Origin of the sequence: Blautia caccae (genome assembly GCF_040095955.1) — a bacterium.
GTDB classification, from domain to species: domain Bacteria; phylum Bacillota; class Clostridia; order Lachnospirales; family Lachnospiraceae; genus Blautia; species Blautia celeris.
Genome location: NZ_JBBMFP010000031.1, coordinates 1 through 18,580, shown reverse-complemented (window position 1 = coordinate 18,580; position 18,580 = coordinate 1). Strand labels below are relative to the sequence as shown.

Annotated in this window: 13 protein-coding genes and 1 tRNA gene; 10 read left to right on the top strand and 4 right to left on the bottom strand. The window is 46.4% G+C overall.

Features of this window, described 5'->3' with window-relative positions:
* The first annotated feature begins 80 nt into the window (after positions 1–80).
* The 9 genes from WMO65_RS23595 (at position 81) to WMO65_RS23555 (ending at position 9,948) form a co-directional block, all read left to right on the top strand.
* Positions 81–1,850 carry a sensor histidine kinase gene (locus tag WMO65_RS23595; RefSeq protein WP_148392052.1) on the top strand — a complete coding sequence of 590 codons (1,770 nt, stop codon included), beginning with the start codon at positions 81–83 and terminating at the stop codon, positions 1,848–1,850.
* A complete protein-coding gene (locus WMO65_RS23590; RefSeq protein WP_186971196.1) occupies positions 1,822–2,541 on the top strand; it encodes a response regulator transcription factor in 720 nt (239 codons plus the stop codon). The genes WMO65_RS23595 and WMO65_RS23590 overlap by 29 nt, the downstream gene beginning before the upstream one ends.
* A gap of 103 nt (positions 2,542–2,644) precedes the next feature.
* Positions 2,645–3,967, top strand: a complete 1,323-nt coding sequence (locus WMO65_RS23585) for an ABC transporter substrate-binding protein (RefSeq protein ID WP_033143195.1) — start codon at positions 2,645–2,647, stop codon at positions 3,965–3,967.
* 60 nt (positions 3,968–4,027) lie between these two features.
* Positions 4,028–4,933, top strand: a complete 906-nt coding sequence (locus tag WMO65_RS23580) for a carbohydrate ABC transporter permease (protein WP_033143196.1) — start codon at positions 4,028–4,030, stop codon at positions 4,931–4,933.
* On the top strand, positions 4,920–5,762 hold the full coding sequence (locus WMO65_RS23575; RefSeq protein ID WP_033143197.1) for a carbohydrate ABC transporter permease: 843 nt from the start codon (positions 4,920–4,922) through the stop codon (positions 5,760–5,762). Before WMO65_RS23580 ends, WMO65_RS23575 begins: the two co-directional genes overlap by 14 nt.
* A 4-nt stretch (positions 5,763–5,766) precedes the next feature.
* The gene (locus WMO65_RS23570; protein ID WP_148392050.1) at positions 5,767–6,420 is read left to right on the top strand and encodes a GDSL-type esterase/lipase family protein; all 654 of its coding nucleotides are present in this window, start codon (positions 5,767–5,769) and stop codon (positions 6,418–6,420) included.
* Positions 6,421–6,451: 31 nt separating this feature from the next.
* The gene (locus WMO65_RS23565; protein ID WP_148392049.1) at positions 6,452–7,738 is read left to right on the top strand and encodes an ABC transporter substrate-binding protein; all 1,287 of its coding nucleotides are present in this window, start codon (positions 6,452–6,454) and stop codon (positions 7,736–7,738) included.
* Positions 7,739–7,777: 39 nt separating this feature from the next.
* The gene (locus tag WMO65_RS23560; RefSeq protein WP_148392048.1) at positions 7,778–8,095 is read left to right on the top strand and encodes a MarR family winged helix-turn-helix transcriptional regulator; all 318 of its coding nucleotides are present in this window, start codon (positions 7,778–7,780) and stop codon (positions 8,093–8,095) included.
* Positions 8,096–8,499: 404 nt separating this feature from the next.
* Positions 8,500–9,948 carry a helix-turn-helix domain-containing protein gene (locus WMO65_RS23555; RefSeq protein ID WP_148392047.1) on the top strand — a complete coding sequence of 483 codons (1,449 nt, stop codon included), beginning with the start codon at positions 8,500–8,502 and terminating at the stop codon, positions 9,946–9,948.
* A gap of 50 nt (positions 9,949–9,998) precedes the next feature.
* On the opposite strand, the gene WMO65_RS23550 is transcribed toward WMO65_RS23555, so the two are convergent.
* Positions 9,999–10,072: transfer RNA gene (locus WMO65_RS23550), tRNA-Arg, on the bottom strand.
* 267 nt (positions 10,073–10,339) lie between these two features.
* Here WMO65_RS23550 and WMO65_RS23545 point away from each other — a divergent pair.
* Positions 10,340–12,682 (top strand): InlB B-repeat-containing protein, encoded by a 2,343-nt coding sequence (locus WMO65_RS23545; RefSeq protein ID WP_148392046.1) that lies wholly within the window; start codon positions 10,340–10,342, stop codon positions 12,680–12,682.
* A 70-nt stretch (positions 12,683–12,752) separates the two neighbouring features.
* On the opposite strand, the gene WMO65_RS23540 is transcribed toward WMO65_RS23545, so the two are convergent.
* The 3 genes from WMO65_RS23540 to WMO65_RS23530 form a co-directional block, all read right to left on the bottom strand.
* A complete protein-coding gene (locus WMO65_RS23540; protein WP_033143937.1) occupies positions 12,753–14,504 on the bottom strand; it encodes an ammonium transporter in 1,752 nt (583 codons plus the stop codon).
* A gap of 214 nt (positions 14,505–14,718) precedes the next feature.
* The gene (gene purF, locus WMO65_RS23535) at positions 14,719–16,134 is read right to left on the bottom strand and encodes an amidophosphoribosyltransferase (protein WP_033143936.1); all 1,416 of its coding nucleotides are present in this window, start codon (positions 16,132–16,134) and stop codon (positions 14,719–14,721) included.
* 12 nt (positions 16,135–16,146) lie between these two features.
* Positions 16,147–18,246: a glutamine synthetase III family protein gene (locus WMO65_RS23530; RefSeq protein WP_103731562.1), complete on the bottom strand. Its 2,100-nt coding sequence runs from the start codon at positions 18,244–18,246 to the stop codon at positions 16,147–16,149.
* Positions 18,247–18,580 lie beyond the last annotated feature (334 nt).

The window sequence follows — 18,580 nt, the reverse complement described above, 5'->3', positions numbered from 1 at the left end:
CTTTTGGTGAATGACAGGTATCTTGATGGTACCTGTCATTTTGGGCTGTGAAAGAGAACAGAGGGGATTGGAGGATTTTCATGGGAAGAGAAAAGGGAAAGATCCTTGGAAAGGCGAGGATTTCTGTAAAACTGGCATTTCTGTATATGTCACTGCTTCTGGTATCCTGGAGTATTATTTTATTGATCTTTTATCGGGTCAGTGACAAAAATGCCACAGAGTCAGCACAGGCACTCTCAGCTCAGACGCTGAACACGGTCAGTAAAAATATATCAACGCTGATAGACAATACGGCTTACTATTCCAGGATCATTTTGTCCAGCAGTGATATCACAGAGGCATTGGAGCTGAAGGATGGGAAGATGCAGAAGGAGAGTCTGCATCAGTTTACATCGCTTGTGGATACGGAGACCCATATTAACGGTATTTATATGTGGGATATGGAAAGTCATGGATGCAGTATAGATAAGAATCATGTCAGAACTCTCCGCATGGAAGATATCAGGGAGACGAACTGGTATGAGGAGGTCAGGGAACTGGCAGGTTCTTACTGTTTGAAGCTAAATGCTGACCGTGTTCTGACTCAGAGCAGCGCTGAGACTACGGTATCTCTCATCCGGGTGATCAACAACCCCACGGATTACCATCCTGTTGGAATATTGATGATAAATATGGACCTGAATGCATTTGCAGACAGTTACGGGGGATTGGACAGCAAGAGTATACCGGTAATATATGTTCTGGATGATACAGGTAAGATCGTCACTTCCCAGTCGGATATGTCCCTGCCCAGTGTAAAGGAAGCATTGAAAAGTAAGAAAAACAATGACAGTCTTCTTCTTGCGCAGCAGGATATCGAAGGCAATAACTGGAAGGTACTGGCAGGTGTAAGGATTGAAAACGGATTGAAGCAGTCAGGGATCGGCGGGATCATTTTTGCCATGGCAATGATATTTTTGGCCCTGTTCTGCGGGATCGGATATTTTATCATGAAACGGTATGTGGCTGACCCGCTGGAACAGATGGCAGGTTCTATGAACCGCATGAGCGGAAGAAAGTTTGAGAAGATTAGGATGTGGGGAAACAGGTATAACACATTCGGGGAAATGGAGATTCTGGAGACTACATATAACAAGATGGTGGATGAGATAGATGCCTTGATCGAGAGAGTATATGAAGAGGAAAAGATAAAGAGAAGGGCAGAACTGAACGCGCTGCAGGAACAGATGAAGCCGCATTTTCTATATAATACAATTGACGCGATGGGATATCTTGCACTGAGCGGAAAGAATGAGGAGGTATATGATGCTCTGGAAGCTTTCGGCAGCTATTACAGGATACTGCTGAGCAAGGGAAGGGAAATGATCTCGGTCAGGGAAGAGGCAGAGATGGTGAAGGATTATCTGGAACTGCAGAAATTACGGTATGGTGATTCCCTGCACTATGTTCTCAATGTGGACCCGGAGATACAGGGGACTTTTATCTTAAAAATGGTGCTGCAGCCTCTTGTGGAGAATTCAGTAAATCATGGAATCCGTCCAAAAGAAACACCAGGTGTGGTGTATGTGGAGGGGACAGCGGAGGATGGATATCTGAAGTTCACCATAGAGGACGACGGTGTGGGAATGGATGAGGATAAGATCAAAGAGCTGAACAGAGAGAATATAAGCAGCAATGAGAAGAGTTTCGGGCTTCGGGGAACCATAGAGAGAATGAGAATATTCTATGAGTCAGATATAGATTATACAATTCAGAGCACAAAAGGAAAAGGGACAACTATTGTACTGAGGGTGCCTGTCTGTTATGAAGGAGATGAAGGTCATGATGAAAGTATTGCTTGTGGAGGATGAAGTGGGGACCAGAAACCTTCTCAGAATTATTGTGAACTGGGAAGAGTTTCATATGAAGATCATAGGGGAAGCCCAGAACGGCAGGGAGGCACTGTTCCGTATACAGGAGGAAATACCGGATCTGGTGGTTACGGATATTAAAATGCCCATTATGGACGGCATTTCGCTGGCGGAAGAGATCATGAAGAAATATCCGCAGGTTAAGGTGATCATTGTTACTGCCTATGACGATTTTAAGTACGCGCAGAAAGCACTCCGGGCCGGGGCTGTGGATTTTATCTTAAAGCCCTTAAAGCGGCAGGAGGTAAAGGAAGCCCTTGCAAGAGTGGGCAGGCAGATCGAGACAGTGGAGGAAGGGACAAAGGAGGTTATGGAACAGATAAGGGATTATCTGGAGGAGAATTACGCCCAGAGCAGCCTTTCCCTTTCCACAACGGCCGAGAGATTTTACCTGAACCCCAGTTATTTAAGCCGTACATTCAGAAAGAAGACAGGCATCCCATTCGTGGAATATCTCAATAAAGTGAGGATTGAACACGCATGTGATTATCTGAAATCAGGAAACTGGAAGGTGTATGAGATTGCAGAGAAAGTCGGCATTCCGAATCCTGACTACTTTAGCCGTTGTTTTCGGAAATATATGGGGATGTCGGTTAATGATTATAAAAAAAGTAAAATATGTGCGGAATAGGGTAAAAATACTGGGTTCAGAGTGGCGGGGATTTTTTCTATACTGTAACCGTAGCAAGTGATAAGGCATGAAAAGCTATAGTATGTATCAGGAGGAAAAGAGAATGAGAAGGAAAATAGCAATGCTTTTATGCGCAAGTATGGCAATCGGCCTGCTGGCAGGCTGCGGCGGCAGTTCAGAGGAGAGTAAGGCCTCAGAGAGTAAAGAGGAAAAAGGCGCGGACACATCGGATAAGGATTCAGGGGAAAAGGTAAAGCTTACATTCTGGAAATCACCGCATTCGGACCGTGAGGATGACATATGGGCCGGTATGATCGAGGACTTCAACAAGGAAAATCCGGATATTGAAGTGGAATTTCTCAATGTTGCATGGGATTCTGTTGTGGAGAAGGAGACAGCGGCTTTCTCTGCAGGCAGCGGTCCGGACATCAGTTTCCAGACAGAGCAGTTCCCGCTGTATGCCAAGAATGGATATCTTCTGTCACTTGATGACTATGCAGACGAGAAAAAGTTATCAGGTTATCCGGAGTCAGCTTTGGAATACTGTTCTCATGACGGGAAACTTATGGGAATACCGTTTGTTGCACTGAATTCGGTTATGTTCTACAACAAGGATATGTTTGAGGAAGCAGGAGTTACAAAGGTGCCGGAAACATGGGAAGAACTGAGAGAAGCAGCGAAAAAGCTTACCCAGGATAAAGATGGTGACGGCGAGACTGACCAATGGGGCATGATGTATGAGATGGATGACTACTGGCAGCCACTGTCCTACATTATCCAGGCCGGAGCTGATATGTGGAATAAAAATCTTACCAATATTGGATTTAATAATGAACAGGGTGTGGAGGGACTGACTTTCTTTGACCAGTTGTATCATGAGGATCAGGTAGTTCTTCCACTGGAAAAATATACGAATAAGGATGAGGAGCGGTCATATTTCTATAACGGACAGGTTGCCATGTTCCCACAGCAGATTCATTATACAAATATTATTAAAGAGGCTTCAGATATTAATCTGGGAGCATTTGCCCTTCCGGCAGGACCGGCCAGTGACGAGGAACATGCCAAATGGAATTTTGCCAACATTGGTATGCTGTCCATCTCCAGCCAGACAAAATATCCCGATGAAGCGTGGAAATTCGTTGAGTATATCACCAGACCGGAAGTTGAAAAGATATATCTGTCAGAAGTGGGATTTTTCTCCCCGCAGCTGGCTACCAATGACATGATGTATGAGGGAGACGAAATAATGGCTGTTGCCGCGGAAGGAATCAAGAAGCTCCAGGTCAGCCCTGCTTCTGATTACGCCAATGCAATGCTTCAGAATCTGAAGATCATGTATGAAAATGTTGCAAGAGGTGAGAAATCACCGGCGGATTCCATCCAGGCTATGTATGATTCTATGAAAGCAATCAGCGGAGAATAAGTTTTGGGACTGAGAGGGGCTTTTACAGGCCCCTCTGCTGTTTAGGAGAAGAGTGTATTTATGAATAAGAGAAGAATTAAGGAATATGCTGTGTCCTATAGTTTTTTACTGCCATTTGCAGTTTTCTTTATCACATTTACAATTATACCTATAGGATACGTTTTTTATCTCAGCCTGCATGACGGTAACTTTCTGCAGGCACAATTTGACTGGGTGGGACTGAAGAACTTTAAGGATGTGCTGCAGACACCGGATTTCCAAAACGCTTTTAAGAACACATTCATCTATATGCTGATCGAAGTGCCGGTGAGCCAGTTCCTGGGGATCTTTTTTGCCCTTTTGATCAAGAAAAAAACACGGTTTGGACATGTGTGCGAGGTCATCTATTTTCTTCCCATGCTGATCTCCATGGTTGTGGCCAGTGTTCTGATCTCCTATATTTTATCGAACAACGGACCTTTGAATATGTTATTCCAGGTGCTGGGCATGAAGCCCATAAGCTGGCTGAACGGGAGATTCAGTGCAAAGATGGCAGTTATGATACTGGAACTCTGGAAGGGCGGAACCTTCTTTGTCTTTGTGTATATGTCGGCAATGCGTTCCCTTCCCGCAGATTGCCTGGAGTCCTCCAGAATAGACGGGGCTAATGTAGTGCAGGAGACAATCTATGTGGTGCTGCCGCTTATCAGAAATGCGATCATTCTGTGTGTGACTATGAATACGATCTGGCAGTTTCAGATATTTGAATCTGTGTATATGCTCACGAACGGAGGGCCTCTCGGTGCGACACAGACCGTGATATATGAGATTTACCAGTACAGTTTTAAATATTACAGAGTGGGATTCGGGGCAGCAGCTTCACTTGTATTTCTTCTTGTGATCCTGTTGATCTATGGTCTGGAGAATCTGTTATTGAGAGAAAAGGATAAAACCAGAAGAAGGGGGAAAAAGAATGAACAGATATAGGGCAAAGAAAAAAGTTTTTTCCTTTTTGAAGACATTTATGCTGTTTTTACTGGTGGTCATCATTGCATTTCCTTTCTGGCAGCTTATTGTATCCTCCATGCTGGATACCAATGCAATCATCAGTTATCCGCCGAAATTCTGGCCCAGCGGAGGCTCACTGGATAATTATACAGAAGTTTTGAAAATGCAGGGCGGGGCATATCTGCGCTGGATGCTGAACAGTGTATTTGTTGCAGGCAGCAATACGGTGCTGGTGGTACTGGTGGCATCCATGGCAGGATACGCATTTGCAAAAAGAAGGTTTCCCGGTTCCAAGGTACTGTTTAATGTGGTGGTCGCGACGCAGATCATTCCCAGTGTTACCACATTGATTCCTCTTTTTCTGATCGTTTCCAAGCTGGGATGGGTGAATACTTATAAATCTCTGGTATTTCCGGGGGTGGCAAGTGCTTTTGGAGTCTATATGATGACACAGTTTATGAAAGATATACCGGATTCATTGATAGAGGCAGCTAAGATAGATGGGTGCAGCAATTATGGGACATTTTTCAAGATTGTACTGCCTATAACAGTGCCGCAGTTAAGTCTTCTGGCAATCTTTAACTTTACACAGCAGTGGGGAAGTCTGACATGGCCCCTTATCACTGTAAATGAAACTATGATGAAAACCCTTCCCCTGGGCATTGCGTCCATGAAGGATTTAAATGGTACACTGACAGGAACTATAATGGCAGCATCCATGATAAGTTTTATACCTCTGCTTATTGCATTTATTTTTGCAAGTGATAAATTTATAGAGGGAATGACATTAGGAGCTGTGAAAGGATAAGAAAATGAAACGTATATTGTGTTATGGTGATTCCAATACATGGGGACATAATCCTGAGCCTGACGGGGAAAATTTCAGGTATGGGGATGATGTGAGATGGACCGGGATTCTGCAGAAATGTCTGGAAGGCAGGGCGAAAATAATTGAGGAGGGCCTATGCGGACGTTCCGTTATGTTTGATGACCCTACATCACCTGACAGGAATGGCAGAAAGTTTCTGGGCTGCAGCCTGCAGAGCCATCAGCCTTTGGATCTGGTGGTGTTCATGCTGGGGACAAATGATATCCGTCATATATTTACGCCCAGTGTTAAGGAGATAGCAGCAGGTATGGTGAACCTTGTTAAAATGGCTCGAAATCCGGATACATACTGGGTAGGAGAAAGACCGGAGGTCCTGGTGATCGTCCCGGCACCGGTGCGGGATGAGATTGCGTCATCTGATTTTTATGGTATGTACGATGAGGAATCTGTGAGTAAAAGTAAGGCTTTGTATGCCGCTTATGAGGCTGCTTTAAAGGGAATGGAGGGTGTCTGGCTGCTGGATGCCGGGAAAGTTGCGGAGGTTTCCGTGAAGGATTGTATCCATCTGAGCAGAGAAGGACACAGAAATCTGGGAAGAGCCGCGGCAGAGTGCATTGAGGAGATATTAAAAATCTGAGTTTTATGAAGGACAGCATGGGTGATAGCAGATGGAAAAACGGCAGAGAATTATTTTATTGGGGTTTTTATTTCTTTTGGCAGCGATAACATTGCTCTGTTTTCGCGTTCTTCCAAAGTCCGAGGAGAAGAAAAGCGGTGAGGAAGAAGAAAGGATAGATCTGTGTCTGTGGTATCCATGGGAAAATGAGGGGGAGGCATATAAGAAATCCTTTCTGGAAGCTGTGGAGGAATTCAACAAAGCGCATGATACCGTACAGGTATTGGCGGAAGGTACGGAGATGGAGCTTTACAGAGAAAAGCTGCCGTCTGCCATTGCTTCCAATGATACACCGGATATTTACTTCTGCTTTGGAGACAGTTATCTGAAGGGGGCGGTCAGTTCGGGAAAACTGCTGAAGATGAATGAATATTTGTCTGAAGATATTAACAGCAGGATAGACGAGGAAGCGATGGAAGGTATGAATTATGAGGGCGGTATATATGGTCTGGGATTTTCTGAAAGTGTGGCTGTCCTTTTTGTCAACCGGGAGATGTTTGATGCATGCGGACTGCAGATTCCTTCGGATTGGGGCGAACTGGAGGAGGTATGCAGGGAGTTTATTGCCCGGGATATCACGCCTTTTGCCTGTTCGGGAGACACGGATACCGGTTTCAGGCTTTATCTGGAAAGTATATGTGTAAGTGAGGCCGGGAGTGATGTCTGTAAAAGGGTGCTGAGACAGGAAGGGACAAAGGAGGACATTTCCGCTTTCCTGAACGGTGTTGATAAGTTCTGTCTGCTCAGGGATATGGGGGCTTTTGGAAGTCCTTTATTTACAAGGAGCACGCAGGATGTGGAAAATGATTTCTATCTGAGCAGGATTCCCATGTATCTGGCAAAAAGTGATTTCGCCGGAAATGTCATGCAGGAAAACAGTCCACTGCATGGAAAATTATCCGCAGTTCCCTTTCCGGGTGTGTATACCGGCAGAGAGAGCCTTGGGGGAGTCAGTGATGCTTTTGTTGTGAATAAGGCTGCGGAGCATCCCGAGGTGACAGTTTGGGCACTGGAAGAAATACTGGAGAATTTTGCCGTGAAATTGTATGAGAGAGGAGCAGGGATTCCGGTATGGGATACAGGTGATGCATGTAAGCCGGAGGATGATGTCTGCCGGCAGATTGAAAATATGGCCGGGTCAGCAGACAAAAGAATGCAGTATTGGGAATTTTATCTGGACAGACGCAGAGCAGAGGTTTTTATGAGAGGTTCAGAGGAGCTGGGCAGCGGAAACATATCCCCGGAACAGTTTGTCAGGGAACTGTGTGAGAAAGAGTGACGGTAATGATTTCATTGATCAGTAAAAAGGAGTGAGTATATGCACCTGCTGTCAAGGTCAGCGGTACGGACGGATGATGTATTCCAGAAGGACATTGAGGAGGAGTATGGGCTGCGCCCGCCAACCGCTACGGAACTGCTGAAAAAGATGGAAAACAACGGGTTGATCCGCCGTGAAGTGACCTCCTATGATGCACGGCTGAAGCGGATCATTGCCAGCGACAAGGCTTTAAAGTACAAAGAACAGGTTGTCTCTGATCTGACAGGACTGGAGGAAGTGCTGACAGCAGGGATATCGCCGGAGGAGCTGAATGTATTTTTTAAAGTTGCGGAAAAGATGACAGATAATTTGTCCTGATGATGCAGGACAGATTTTACTCAGATACTTAGGTTCCTAATGTTTGCCGGGAGGATATTTTAGCTGCAGGAGAAAACAGAAGGCCGGTCGGGCGAGTATAGGACATTTATGCGGGATGTATTTGTTTTTCTTTCCATAAGAAGGTGTGTTTGTTATAATAGGTGTAAAAGCAGTCAACTAATGGTTGAATTTTGAAAAAATCTTAAAAATCAACCTACGGTTGCTTGTAAATGCACTCAAATTCCGGATATGCTGTTAGTATCTTAAAAACACGACGCGCCGTTTTATCAGATAATCTTCGTGTACAGATAACAGGCTGTGCACTGCCGCAGGAATTTACTTATAACTTGTAAACGCTGAACAGGAAAGTTGAATGGGTAAAAAATATGGATGAGAATACAAATATGAAAACAGCAAATATCCGTCTTCCGGAAGCATTTGGAGACAGGATTTCATTTTTAAGAAAACTTAAAGGACTTACACAGGCACAGCTTGCTGAGAAGCTGGGAATCTCCGCTCAGGCAGTAAGTAAATGGGAGAGCGGTCTCTCCTGCCCTGATATTATGATGCTGGTTCCCCTGGCAGATATATTTGGCGTCAGTACGGATATGCTGCTGGGCGGCGGTCAGCTTGCCGGAGGTGAAATGCCTTCGGGAGGGGAGCCGGAGGCAGAAAACTCGTTCCGGGGACAGAGCGCTGAGGAGGAGAAAAAATCTTCCGGTGAGGAACAGAATCAGATTCGACTGGAATGGCAGGCTGAGATGGAGTGGCAGATAGATCAGGCGACAGGTGATACGACGGAAGAGGAAGACGCAGCACAGGGTCAGAAGAGAGCGGATAGGCAAGTCAGCACAGGAGATGACAGTACAGAGCAGAAACGGATGAGCGTGGAAGAGCAGGTAAATGCAGGTGAGAATGACAAAGAGCGGAGTCAAGTCAAAACGGAAGAACAGGTAAAGAAAAAAGAGACTGCCGAAGCGCAGAGCCGGGTTAAGACAGAACATATAAACGAAGAGGGGGCAGGCCAGCCGCAGAGCCGGTCCGGACAGGGAAGTAAGACTGGTGCATCCGGTACGGATGGGTTCGGAACTCAGGAGAATGTAAAACCGGAGGCTGACCGGACCCAGGATAACGGGCCGCAGCAGGATAAGGCTGACAGAAGAAAATGGGAGGAGGACTGGAAGAACGGCACACTGGAAATCAGAAAAGTTTTCCGTGAGAATAATGTGATGATCCATTCTCTGAACATTGATATCGGAATGGCGGACGCTATCATCAAGGAGGGTGATGAGTTTGCCCTCGACCTGTCATGTTATCCAAACGGGGACTGCAGAGAAGAGGTAAGGGATGGAGTCTGGAAGATAAAAGACAGAGGGTATAGGGATCTGTTCCTGCTGAGTAACATTACCAATATTTTCTCGGAGCGGAAAATCATTATCATTATACCGAGAGGATATCATTTTAAAGATGTGAAGATAAAACTGGGTGCAGGAAAACTGGTGGGAAGAGGAATCCTGGCAGATGCCAGTACCCTGGATCTGGGGGCCGGTGAGATTGTGCTGGCAGATTATTACAGCGGTGCTGCCAAGATCAAATGCGGTATGGGTAAAATCATGCTGGAAGGCCAGATGCGGGGCAGATGTAAACTGGACTGCGGCATGGGAGAGATCGCGGCAAGCCTTGTGGCACCTTCGGAATACGGATACAGGGTGAAGGTAGGAATGGGAGATGTCAGAGTGGGTGATAATCAGTTTGGAGGCATGGGCGGTACTTATAAGGTAAATACCGGTGCTGAGAACTTCTTTGATATCAACTGCGGCATGGGAGCAGTAAAAGTTTTGTTTGAGGAATGAGGATTGAAAAGGGGCTTGTCTTGAGATATTCAAGATAAGCCCCTTTTGTACGTTCCTGAGGTGATTCGAACACCCGACCTACCGCTTAGGAGGCGGTCGCTCTATCCAGCTGAGCTACAGAAACATAATATTTATGATATTTCCTTACGACCCTCTAATTTTATACTACCCAAAAGAAAAAGTCAAGATAGCATCCCTGTTTTTTCTGGTTTCTTACGAAGATTTATAAAAATTACTGCCAGATATTGAACAGGATATTTGGGAAATATCGACAAAGTTTTCTTAAAGTTTATTAATATACTATTCATTGCAACGACGATTTGCTATAATAGTAATATAGAAAAGGAGTGGTTATTCACAGGCAGATAATGAATGAAAGAGGTGAAAGATTATGAAGCGTAAAGTGAAAAGAATGCTGGCGATGTTTCTTACTTTTATCATGGTATTTTCCATGGCAACCGTTTATGTTTCCGCAGCGGAAGAGGGGACGGGCAAGAGCACAGAGGCAGCAGGAAAACCGGAACTGTCCAAGAAGACGGCGGACAGCGTGACCCTGAAGACAAAAGAGGGGTATGTATACGGCATTCAGGAAAATGGAAGCACATGGAAATGGGCAGAAGATAAACAGTATGATAAGACGGCAAAGACAGTTTCATTTACAGGACTGAAGGCTGAGACGGAGTATGTATTTGCTCAGAAGACAAAAGATGCAGAGACAGTACAGGATGCAGATCAGCTGAAAGTAAAAACAGAAGCTGCAGCAATACAGGCGGAGACTCCAAAGCAGGAAGAGGTAAAGAATGAAACTCCAAAAGTTGAGGAAACGCCAAAGACAGACGTTACAGATAAAAATGCAGAAACTAATAAACCGCAGGATGACAGTTTAAACACTGAAGTTCAAAAACCTGAGGGAACAGATCAGACGAATACCGGTGTAGAAGGCAATAAAGTAAATGTGCCGGACGGGACGGAAAAACCAGACGAGACACAGAAACCGGATGATACCAACAAACCGGATGGCAGTGGTGATGTAAACCCACCGACAGATATGGGAAATACGCTGGATGAAACGCCGGCCATAGATAATAACACGGCAGTAAATCCACCATCTGACAGCCTCGATCCACCAAAAACAGACGGGGATAAAAAGGAAGAGCCGAAGGGAGATACCTCTAAGAGCCACCAACAGCAGAATAATGCCTTGGTAAATAAAGACAATGAGATACACAATTCGACAAATACCAATACTGACAAGAATACGCCGCAAAAAGCGGATACACCAGAGAAACCTCTTGTTGAAAAAGTGACAGACACAAGTGTTGTGCTGAAACCTGGCAGTGACGCCGACAAGTATACTTACAGTTATAAGCTGGCATTAAAGGACAGCAAGGCAAAAGCAGTGGAGCTGACCAATGATACCGGTGAGTTCAAGGACCTGAAGCCTGACACAGATTATCTGGCTTATGTTATGATCAAGGGTAACGATAAAGCTGATAAACCATATTCTGACAGTGACTGGAGTAAAGCAGCAGCGGTACACACATTAAAGGCAGCGGCAGATAAGCCGAAAGCAGCTCCGAAGCTTGCGGAGAAGACAGACACAACGATTAAACTCGATACCTCTACAGCAGACCTGGAATACGGCGTATATCTGGACAGCGGCGATATCAGTTGGAACAGTACAGGCGAATTCAAGGGACTGACAGCAGGCAAAGAATATAAGTTTGTTACACGTGTCAAATTTGACAAAGACAAACAGATGGAAAGCCCTGTCAGCGATGTTCTGAAAGTTACGACCAAAAAGGCAGCAGCAGCGGCTCCTGAAGCTCCGGTCTGCATCGGAAGGACAGAAAACAGCATTACCCTCAGAGCCGTAAACGGTCAGGAATATGCAGTGCTTGAAAACGGAAATCCTGTAAAATGGCAGGACAGCGAAGTTTTCAGCGGATTAAAACCAAACACAAGATATTCTTTTGTGACAAGAGTAAAATATAACCCCGATGAGGCAATGGAGAGCAAGGTGAGCAGCAGCTCATCCGCAAAGACAATTATCACATTCGAGGGTTCCAGCGTGACGGGCATCGAAGTAAACGGCGTCTATGACAAAAATGCTGTTGTAAATATTGCAGCAAACGGAAACGGCATGGACAATCAGAAACCGGAATCACAGGATACCAGATGGGTTCCTGAGAGCTGGAAATGGGGTGCTTCTGCAAAGGGTACCTGGAAAAAATCTCCGTATACCGCGAAGTTGACATTGAATAAAGCAGGAAAAATGGAACTTCAGGTAGTGTTCCAGTTGGAAGAGTATACAGAAAAAGGCTGGACAGATATGACTGTTGAGAAGAAGACCATTACAGTTCCTTTCAGCGTAAAAGAACAGTATACGATCACTGCATCCGCAGGTTCCAATGGTAAGATTTCTCCTTCCGGCAGCGTTAAAGTTATGGAAGGCAATGACGCGACATTCACCATCACTCCAAACAAGGGATACCAGATTTCCCAGGTTACTGTGGACGGCAAGGCTGTTACCGTGAAAAACAGCAAGTACACATTTGAGGATGTGAGCGCAAACCACAAGATTTCCGTAACATTCAAGAAACTGACCAAGACAGTTCCGAAGACGGGAGATACCATGAACATGGCAGGCTATCTGATGCTGGCAGTTCTCTCCGCAGGCGCTGTGTTTGCAGTAGTGGTTTCTGCTAAGAGAAAGAAAATGAACCGCAGATAATGAATAACAGGTACACGCAATAGTCCCGCCGGATGCTGTCCGGCGGGACTATTTTGTGGAAAGTTATATTTTACTCCTCAGGTGAAGTGTCCTGAAGTGCCAGGAAACCTTCCTCTCCTGTACGGATTTTAACTACATTTTCTATATCGTATATGAATACCTTGCCGTCTCCAATCTGCCCGGTATGAAGAATCGTTTTTGCAGTATCAATCACTTTCTGGACAGGAACAAGACTGACGACAATCTCTATCTTGACTTTTGGAAGAAGATTCATATCCATCTCAACACCCCTGTAATAGGTGGTGGAGCCTTTCTGGATTCCGCAGCCCAGTACGTTGGTGATAGTAATACCAGTCACTCCGATTTCATTCATGGCGTGCATAAAGTCTTCCAGCTTGCTGCGTCTTGTGATAATGACCACTTTTGTGAGTTTGTGTACTGTGGTTCCTTCTTTTGGAAATTCCCCTGGTACTTCGGCAGGCGCCTGCGTGGCAGAGGAGCCTTCTGATGCCGGGGTGTATTTTTTGGCTGTGCCCATGACGCTTGGAACTGTGCCCATGGAATCCTGTGTTACAAAGTCAGCGTAGCTGCTGGTAAGTCCGTGTTCCCTGATATCCAGTCCCGCAATCTCCTCATCAGCGGATACGCGGAGGCCGACGGTGTGTTTGATTGCCTGGAAAATAACAATCATAGTCACAACAACCCAGGCTGCAGTTGCAAGGAAGCCGATGAACTGTACACCTAACTGATGGAAACCGCCGCCAACTAAAAGTCCTTTGGCTTGCGTGCCTGCACCGTCTGAGAAAAGGCCCACGCAGAGGGTTCCCAGTGCACCGCACATACCGTGAACGCCGACAGCGCCCACAGGGTCATCAATTTTACAGATTTTATCAATAAATTCAATACCGAATACAACCACGAATCCGGCCAGAATGCCAATGACAGCAGCGGATGTGGGGGAAACGGTGTCACAGCCTGCCGTGATGGCTACAAGTCCTGCCAGCGTACCATTCAGTGACATGGAAACATCCGGTTTTTTATACATGATCCATGTAATGCACATGACTGTAACGGTCGCCACAGCAGCGGCAAGGTTGGTTGTGACAAATATTTTTCCGGCAGAGACAATGGCATCGCCCTCCATAGATACCGTGGAGGCACCGTTGAATCCAAACCAGCAGAACCAGAGAATAAAGACACCTAAGGCGCCTACAGTCAGATTGTGGCCCGGGATAGCTTTTGATTTGCCGCTTTTTGAGTATTTGCCAATACGGGGGCCAAGAATTTTGGCACCTACAAGGGCAGCAATTCCGCCTACCATATGAACCGCGCAGGAACCTGCAAAGTCATGGAATCCCATCTGTGCCAGCCAGCCGCCGCCCCAGATCCAATGACCGGAGATGGGGTATACCACCAAGCTGATGAGAAGGCTGTAAATGCAGTAAGATGAAAATTTGGTCCTCTCAGCCATGGCACCTGAGACAATGGTTGCGGAGGTTGCACAGAAAACAGTCTGAAAGATCAGGAATGCCCAGAACGGAACACCGTCCGGAAGCATGGCTGTGCCGTAATTGGATTCAGAGGCAATGCCTGCCACGGAACCGAAAAAGCCGCTGCGGGAGCCGAACATAATACCAAAGCCCACCAGCCAGAAGGCAGGGGTACCGATACAGAAATCCATCAGGTTTTTCATAATAATATTGCCGGCGTTTTTGGCCCGTGTAAAACCGGTCTCCACCATGGCAAAGCCTGCCTGCATAAAGAAGACCAGTGCGGCGCCTAAAAGTACCCAGATCGTGTTTACAGATGAAAAATCACTCATAAAAATATCTCCTTCCTTTTTCAAGTTTTTACATTTTCCTTCCCAGAATAAAAACAAAAAAGGTGCGTATTTAAGAGTTATGGGAGACTCTGAAAATACGCACCTTTGCATAAAGAAAAATGTGATATATGTAATCGGAAAATGACGGCCACGGGAAATGACCGCGCATCTCCGCAATTACTGTTGATAACAGCAGGAAACCGGTATAGATTATCTATTGTTTGTTGTCTGCTGTATGGCCTGTGATATCCATGGGATAATGGCTGTCAAAGCAGGCTTTGCACAGAGGCAATTTTCCCACCATGGACTGCAGGTCCCGTGGGTTCATATAACCCAGGGAATCGGCACCGATCATGGCGCAGATTTCATTAGCTGTGTGGGAAGAAGCAATTAACTGTTTGTTGGATGGAATATCTGTTCCAAAGTAACAAGGATACAGAAACGGTGGAGAGCTGACACGAACATGAACGCTTTTTGCTCCGGCTTTTTTCAGCATACGGATGAGGTTCGCTATGGTTGTGCCGCGGACGATGGAGTCGTCAACAAGGATAATACGTTTATCCCGCACAACAGGTTCTAAAACATTTAATTTCAGCCGGACGCTTGATTCACGCTCTTTTTGTGTCGGTTTGATGAAGGTTCTTCCCACATAGCTGTTTTTATAAAAGGCTAATGCAAATGGAATCCCTGACGCTTCCGAATAGCCTTTAGCTGCCGGAATCCCGGAATCCGGGACGCCGGTCACAAGGTCTGCATCTGCAGGATATGCCGCCGCAAGGGCTGCGCCTGCACGGATGCGGGCATCATAGATATTGACGCCGTCCAGGGTACTGTCCAGCCGCGCAAAATAGATGTACTCAAAAATGCAGTGTGCATGAGTCTCCTGGCATAGCTGGCAGTTGGAGGTAATGCCATCCGCCGTGATGGTGAGAATCTCACCCGGACGGATATCACGGATAAATTCTGCGCCGATTGCAGAGAGGGCGCAGCTCTCGGAAGCAATGATATAAGATGAATCACGTTTGCCAAGGCAGAGCGGCTTCAGGCCAAGAGGGTCACGGACGCCTATCAGCTTTCTGGGGCTGGCAATGACCAGTCCATAGGCTCCGCGTATTTTTTTTGCCGTATGCAGAATTGCCTCTTCTACATTGTGAGTGCGGACTCTTTCCCTGGCGATGCAGTAAGCGATGACTTCCGAATCCGTGGTTGTATGGAATATTGCTCCGGTTTGTTCCAGTTCACATCTGAGGTCCTGAGTGTTCACCAGATTCCCGTTATGGGCCAGAGCAAGTGTTCCCTTAATGTAATTCAATACCAGAGGCTGCGCGTTTGAAAGAGTGGCAGCCCCTGTGGTGGAATAACGGACGTGGCCGATACCCAGATTACCGTGAAGCTTCTCGAGGATATCATCCTTAAAGACTTCACTTACCAGCCCCATTCCTTTGTGAGTATTCATGTTGCCTTTGGGACCTTTGGTATCACAAACGGCGATGCCGCAGGATTCCTGGCCCCGGTGCTGCAGAGAGCAGAGGCCGTAGTAAATGGATGACGCAGCATCCTCCCCGTTTGGATTAAAGATGCCAAATACACCGCAGGCTTCTTTTATTTCCATATCTGACTGTAATTCCATGGGGCTGTCTCCTTAGACGTAAAATAACAGATGGTCATAGGTCGGATATGGAAGTATTTCATCAGGAATTTTTATTTCTGCTTCATTTGCAGCGTTCTTCAGCTCTTCCATTACAGGAAGAACTTCAGTGAGGAACAGGTCAGCCTGCTTCTGCATATCCACTGTAGATTCAGCTTTGGCGGTTGCCTCTTTTAAGGTGGTTACACCGGCTGCAATACGGTTGGAGATTTCAGTCAGGTTTGACACCAGGGCTTCCTCAGATGTAGTGGAGAGTTCCGCAAGCAGAGCTTTTTTATCGGATACCTGTTTGGCAGCAGCAGCGGCGTAGCGGTTGACTGCCGGGAGAAAATCTTTTATGAGCATTTCCTGCATGGTTTTGGATTCGATGGCAACGGTTTTGGAATAGGTCTCCAGAAGAATCTCATAGCGGGAGAAAATCTCCTCCCTGGTAAATACACCGTGTTTGATAAACAAATCCAGATTTTTATCGGCAATAAAGCGGGGAAGGGCTTCAGGTGTAGAAACCAGGTTGTAAAGTCCTCTGGATTCTGCCTCTTTTACCCAATCTTCTGTGTAGCCGTTACCGTTGAAAATAACTTTTTTATGCTTTTTGACTGCGCGTTTGATTAGTTCATGGACGGCATGCTCCATTTCCTCCGGCGCAGTGTCTTTTAGTTCATTGTAGAACTGGGACAGAGCCTCTGCCACAGCGGTGTTCAAAACCATATTGGGATTTGCCACAGACGCGGCGGAGCCCAGCATACGAAATTCAAATTTGTTGCCCGTGAAGGCAAAAGGTGAGGTGCGGTTTCTGTCTGTAGTGTCCTTGGTAAAGTGAGGCAGTACATGTGCACCGGTTTCCAACTGTACGGGATGGGCCTTTCCGAAGTAAGCGTCCTCCTCAATAGATTTCAGTACACTTTCCAGCTCATCGCCGATGAAGATGGAGACGATGGCAGGAGGTGCTTCGTTGCCGCCGAGACGATGGTCATTGCCGGCGCTGGCAGCAGATACACGCATAAGGTCTGCGTAGTCATCCACTGCTTTGATCACAGCCATAAGAAATACCAGGAATTGAATGTTTTCGGCAGGAGTTTTGCCCGGGTCCAGCAGGTTGATACCTGTGTTGGTTGACATGGACCAGTTGTTGTGCTTGCCGCTTCCGTTGATGCCGTCGAAGGGTTTTTCATGGAGAAGGCAGACAAGGCCATGCTTCTCCGCTGTTTTTTTCATGATTTCCATGGTGAGCTGGTTGTGGTCAACCGCCACGTTGGCAGTATCGAAAACAGGGGCCAGTTCGTGCTGGGCAGGAGCCACTTCGTTGTGTTTTGTCTTGGCCGGAATGCCCAGTTTCCAGAGTTCCTCATCCAGTTCATGCATGTAGGCAGCAATTCTCGGTTTCAGAGCACCAAAGTAGTGGTCCTCCATTTCCTGGCCTTTGGGGGCAGGGGCACCGAACAGTGTTCTGCCTGTAAAGATGAGATCCCGTCTTTTTTCGTAAAGCTCTTTAGGGACAAGGAAGTATTCCTGTTCCGGTCCTACCGTGGTGGAGACACTGGTTATTTCCTTGTTGCCAAGGAGATGGAGCATTTTAACGGCTTCTTTATTCAACGCTTCCATGGAGCGGAGCAGGGGCGTTTTTTTATCCAGTGCTTCTCCGCTGAAGGAACAAAATGCTGTTGGTATGTAAAGTGTGTTATCTTTGATAAAAGCTGGCGATGTAGGGTCCCAGTTTGTGTAACCTCTTGCTTCAAATGTGGCACGCAGGCCGCCTGAGGGGAAACTGGACGCATCGGGTTCTCCTTTTACCAGTTCTTTGCCGGAAAATTCCATGATGACTTCACCGCTTCCATTGGGTGATATGAAGCTGTCGTGTTTTTCAGCGGTATAGCCGGTCATGGGCTGGAACCAGTGGGTAAAGTGTGTGGCGCCGTTTTCTACGGCCCATTCTTTCATGGCTACAGCTACGGAATTGGCTACGTCCAGTTCCAGGTGGGTTCCATTTTGAATGGTTTTGTGAAGGGCTTTGTATACGTCCTTCGGGAGTTTGTTGCGCATCACTTTGTCGCTGAAAACCAGGCTTCCATATAGTGTGGGAATATCTTTTGGCATATTCACAGCACTCCTTTCGAGATTTATTTTGGGGTATAAATGAGCAAACAAAAAGGGCGCCTTGGATGGGGAATCCAAAGCGCCTTTGCTTTATGGTGAGTAGTATTGCATGGAAAATGGGAAATGTCAAGAGGTATTTGAAAAAAATATGCAGAACGGACGTCACCCGGGCGTGGGAGATGCCCATGCCCGGGTAACTGAGCGTTGGAAGGCGGAAGGAAAATTTTTGTGGATTTTTATGGGATTGACAGAGTGGGGGGAGGAAGGTATAATCGGTTTATCTGGAGAGCATTTCATTTAATCTGCGGCAGGTCTGCCGAAAAATCCAGAAAGT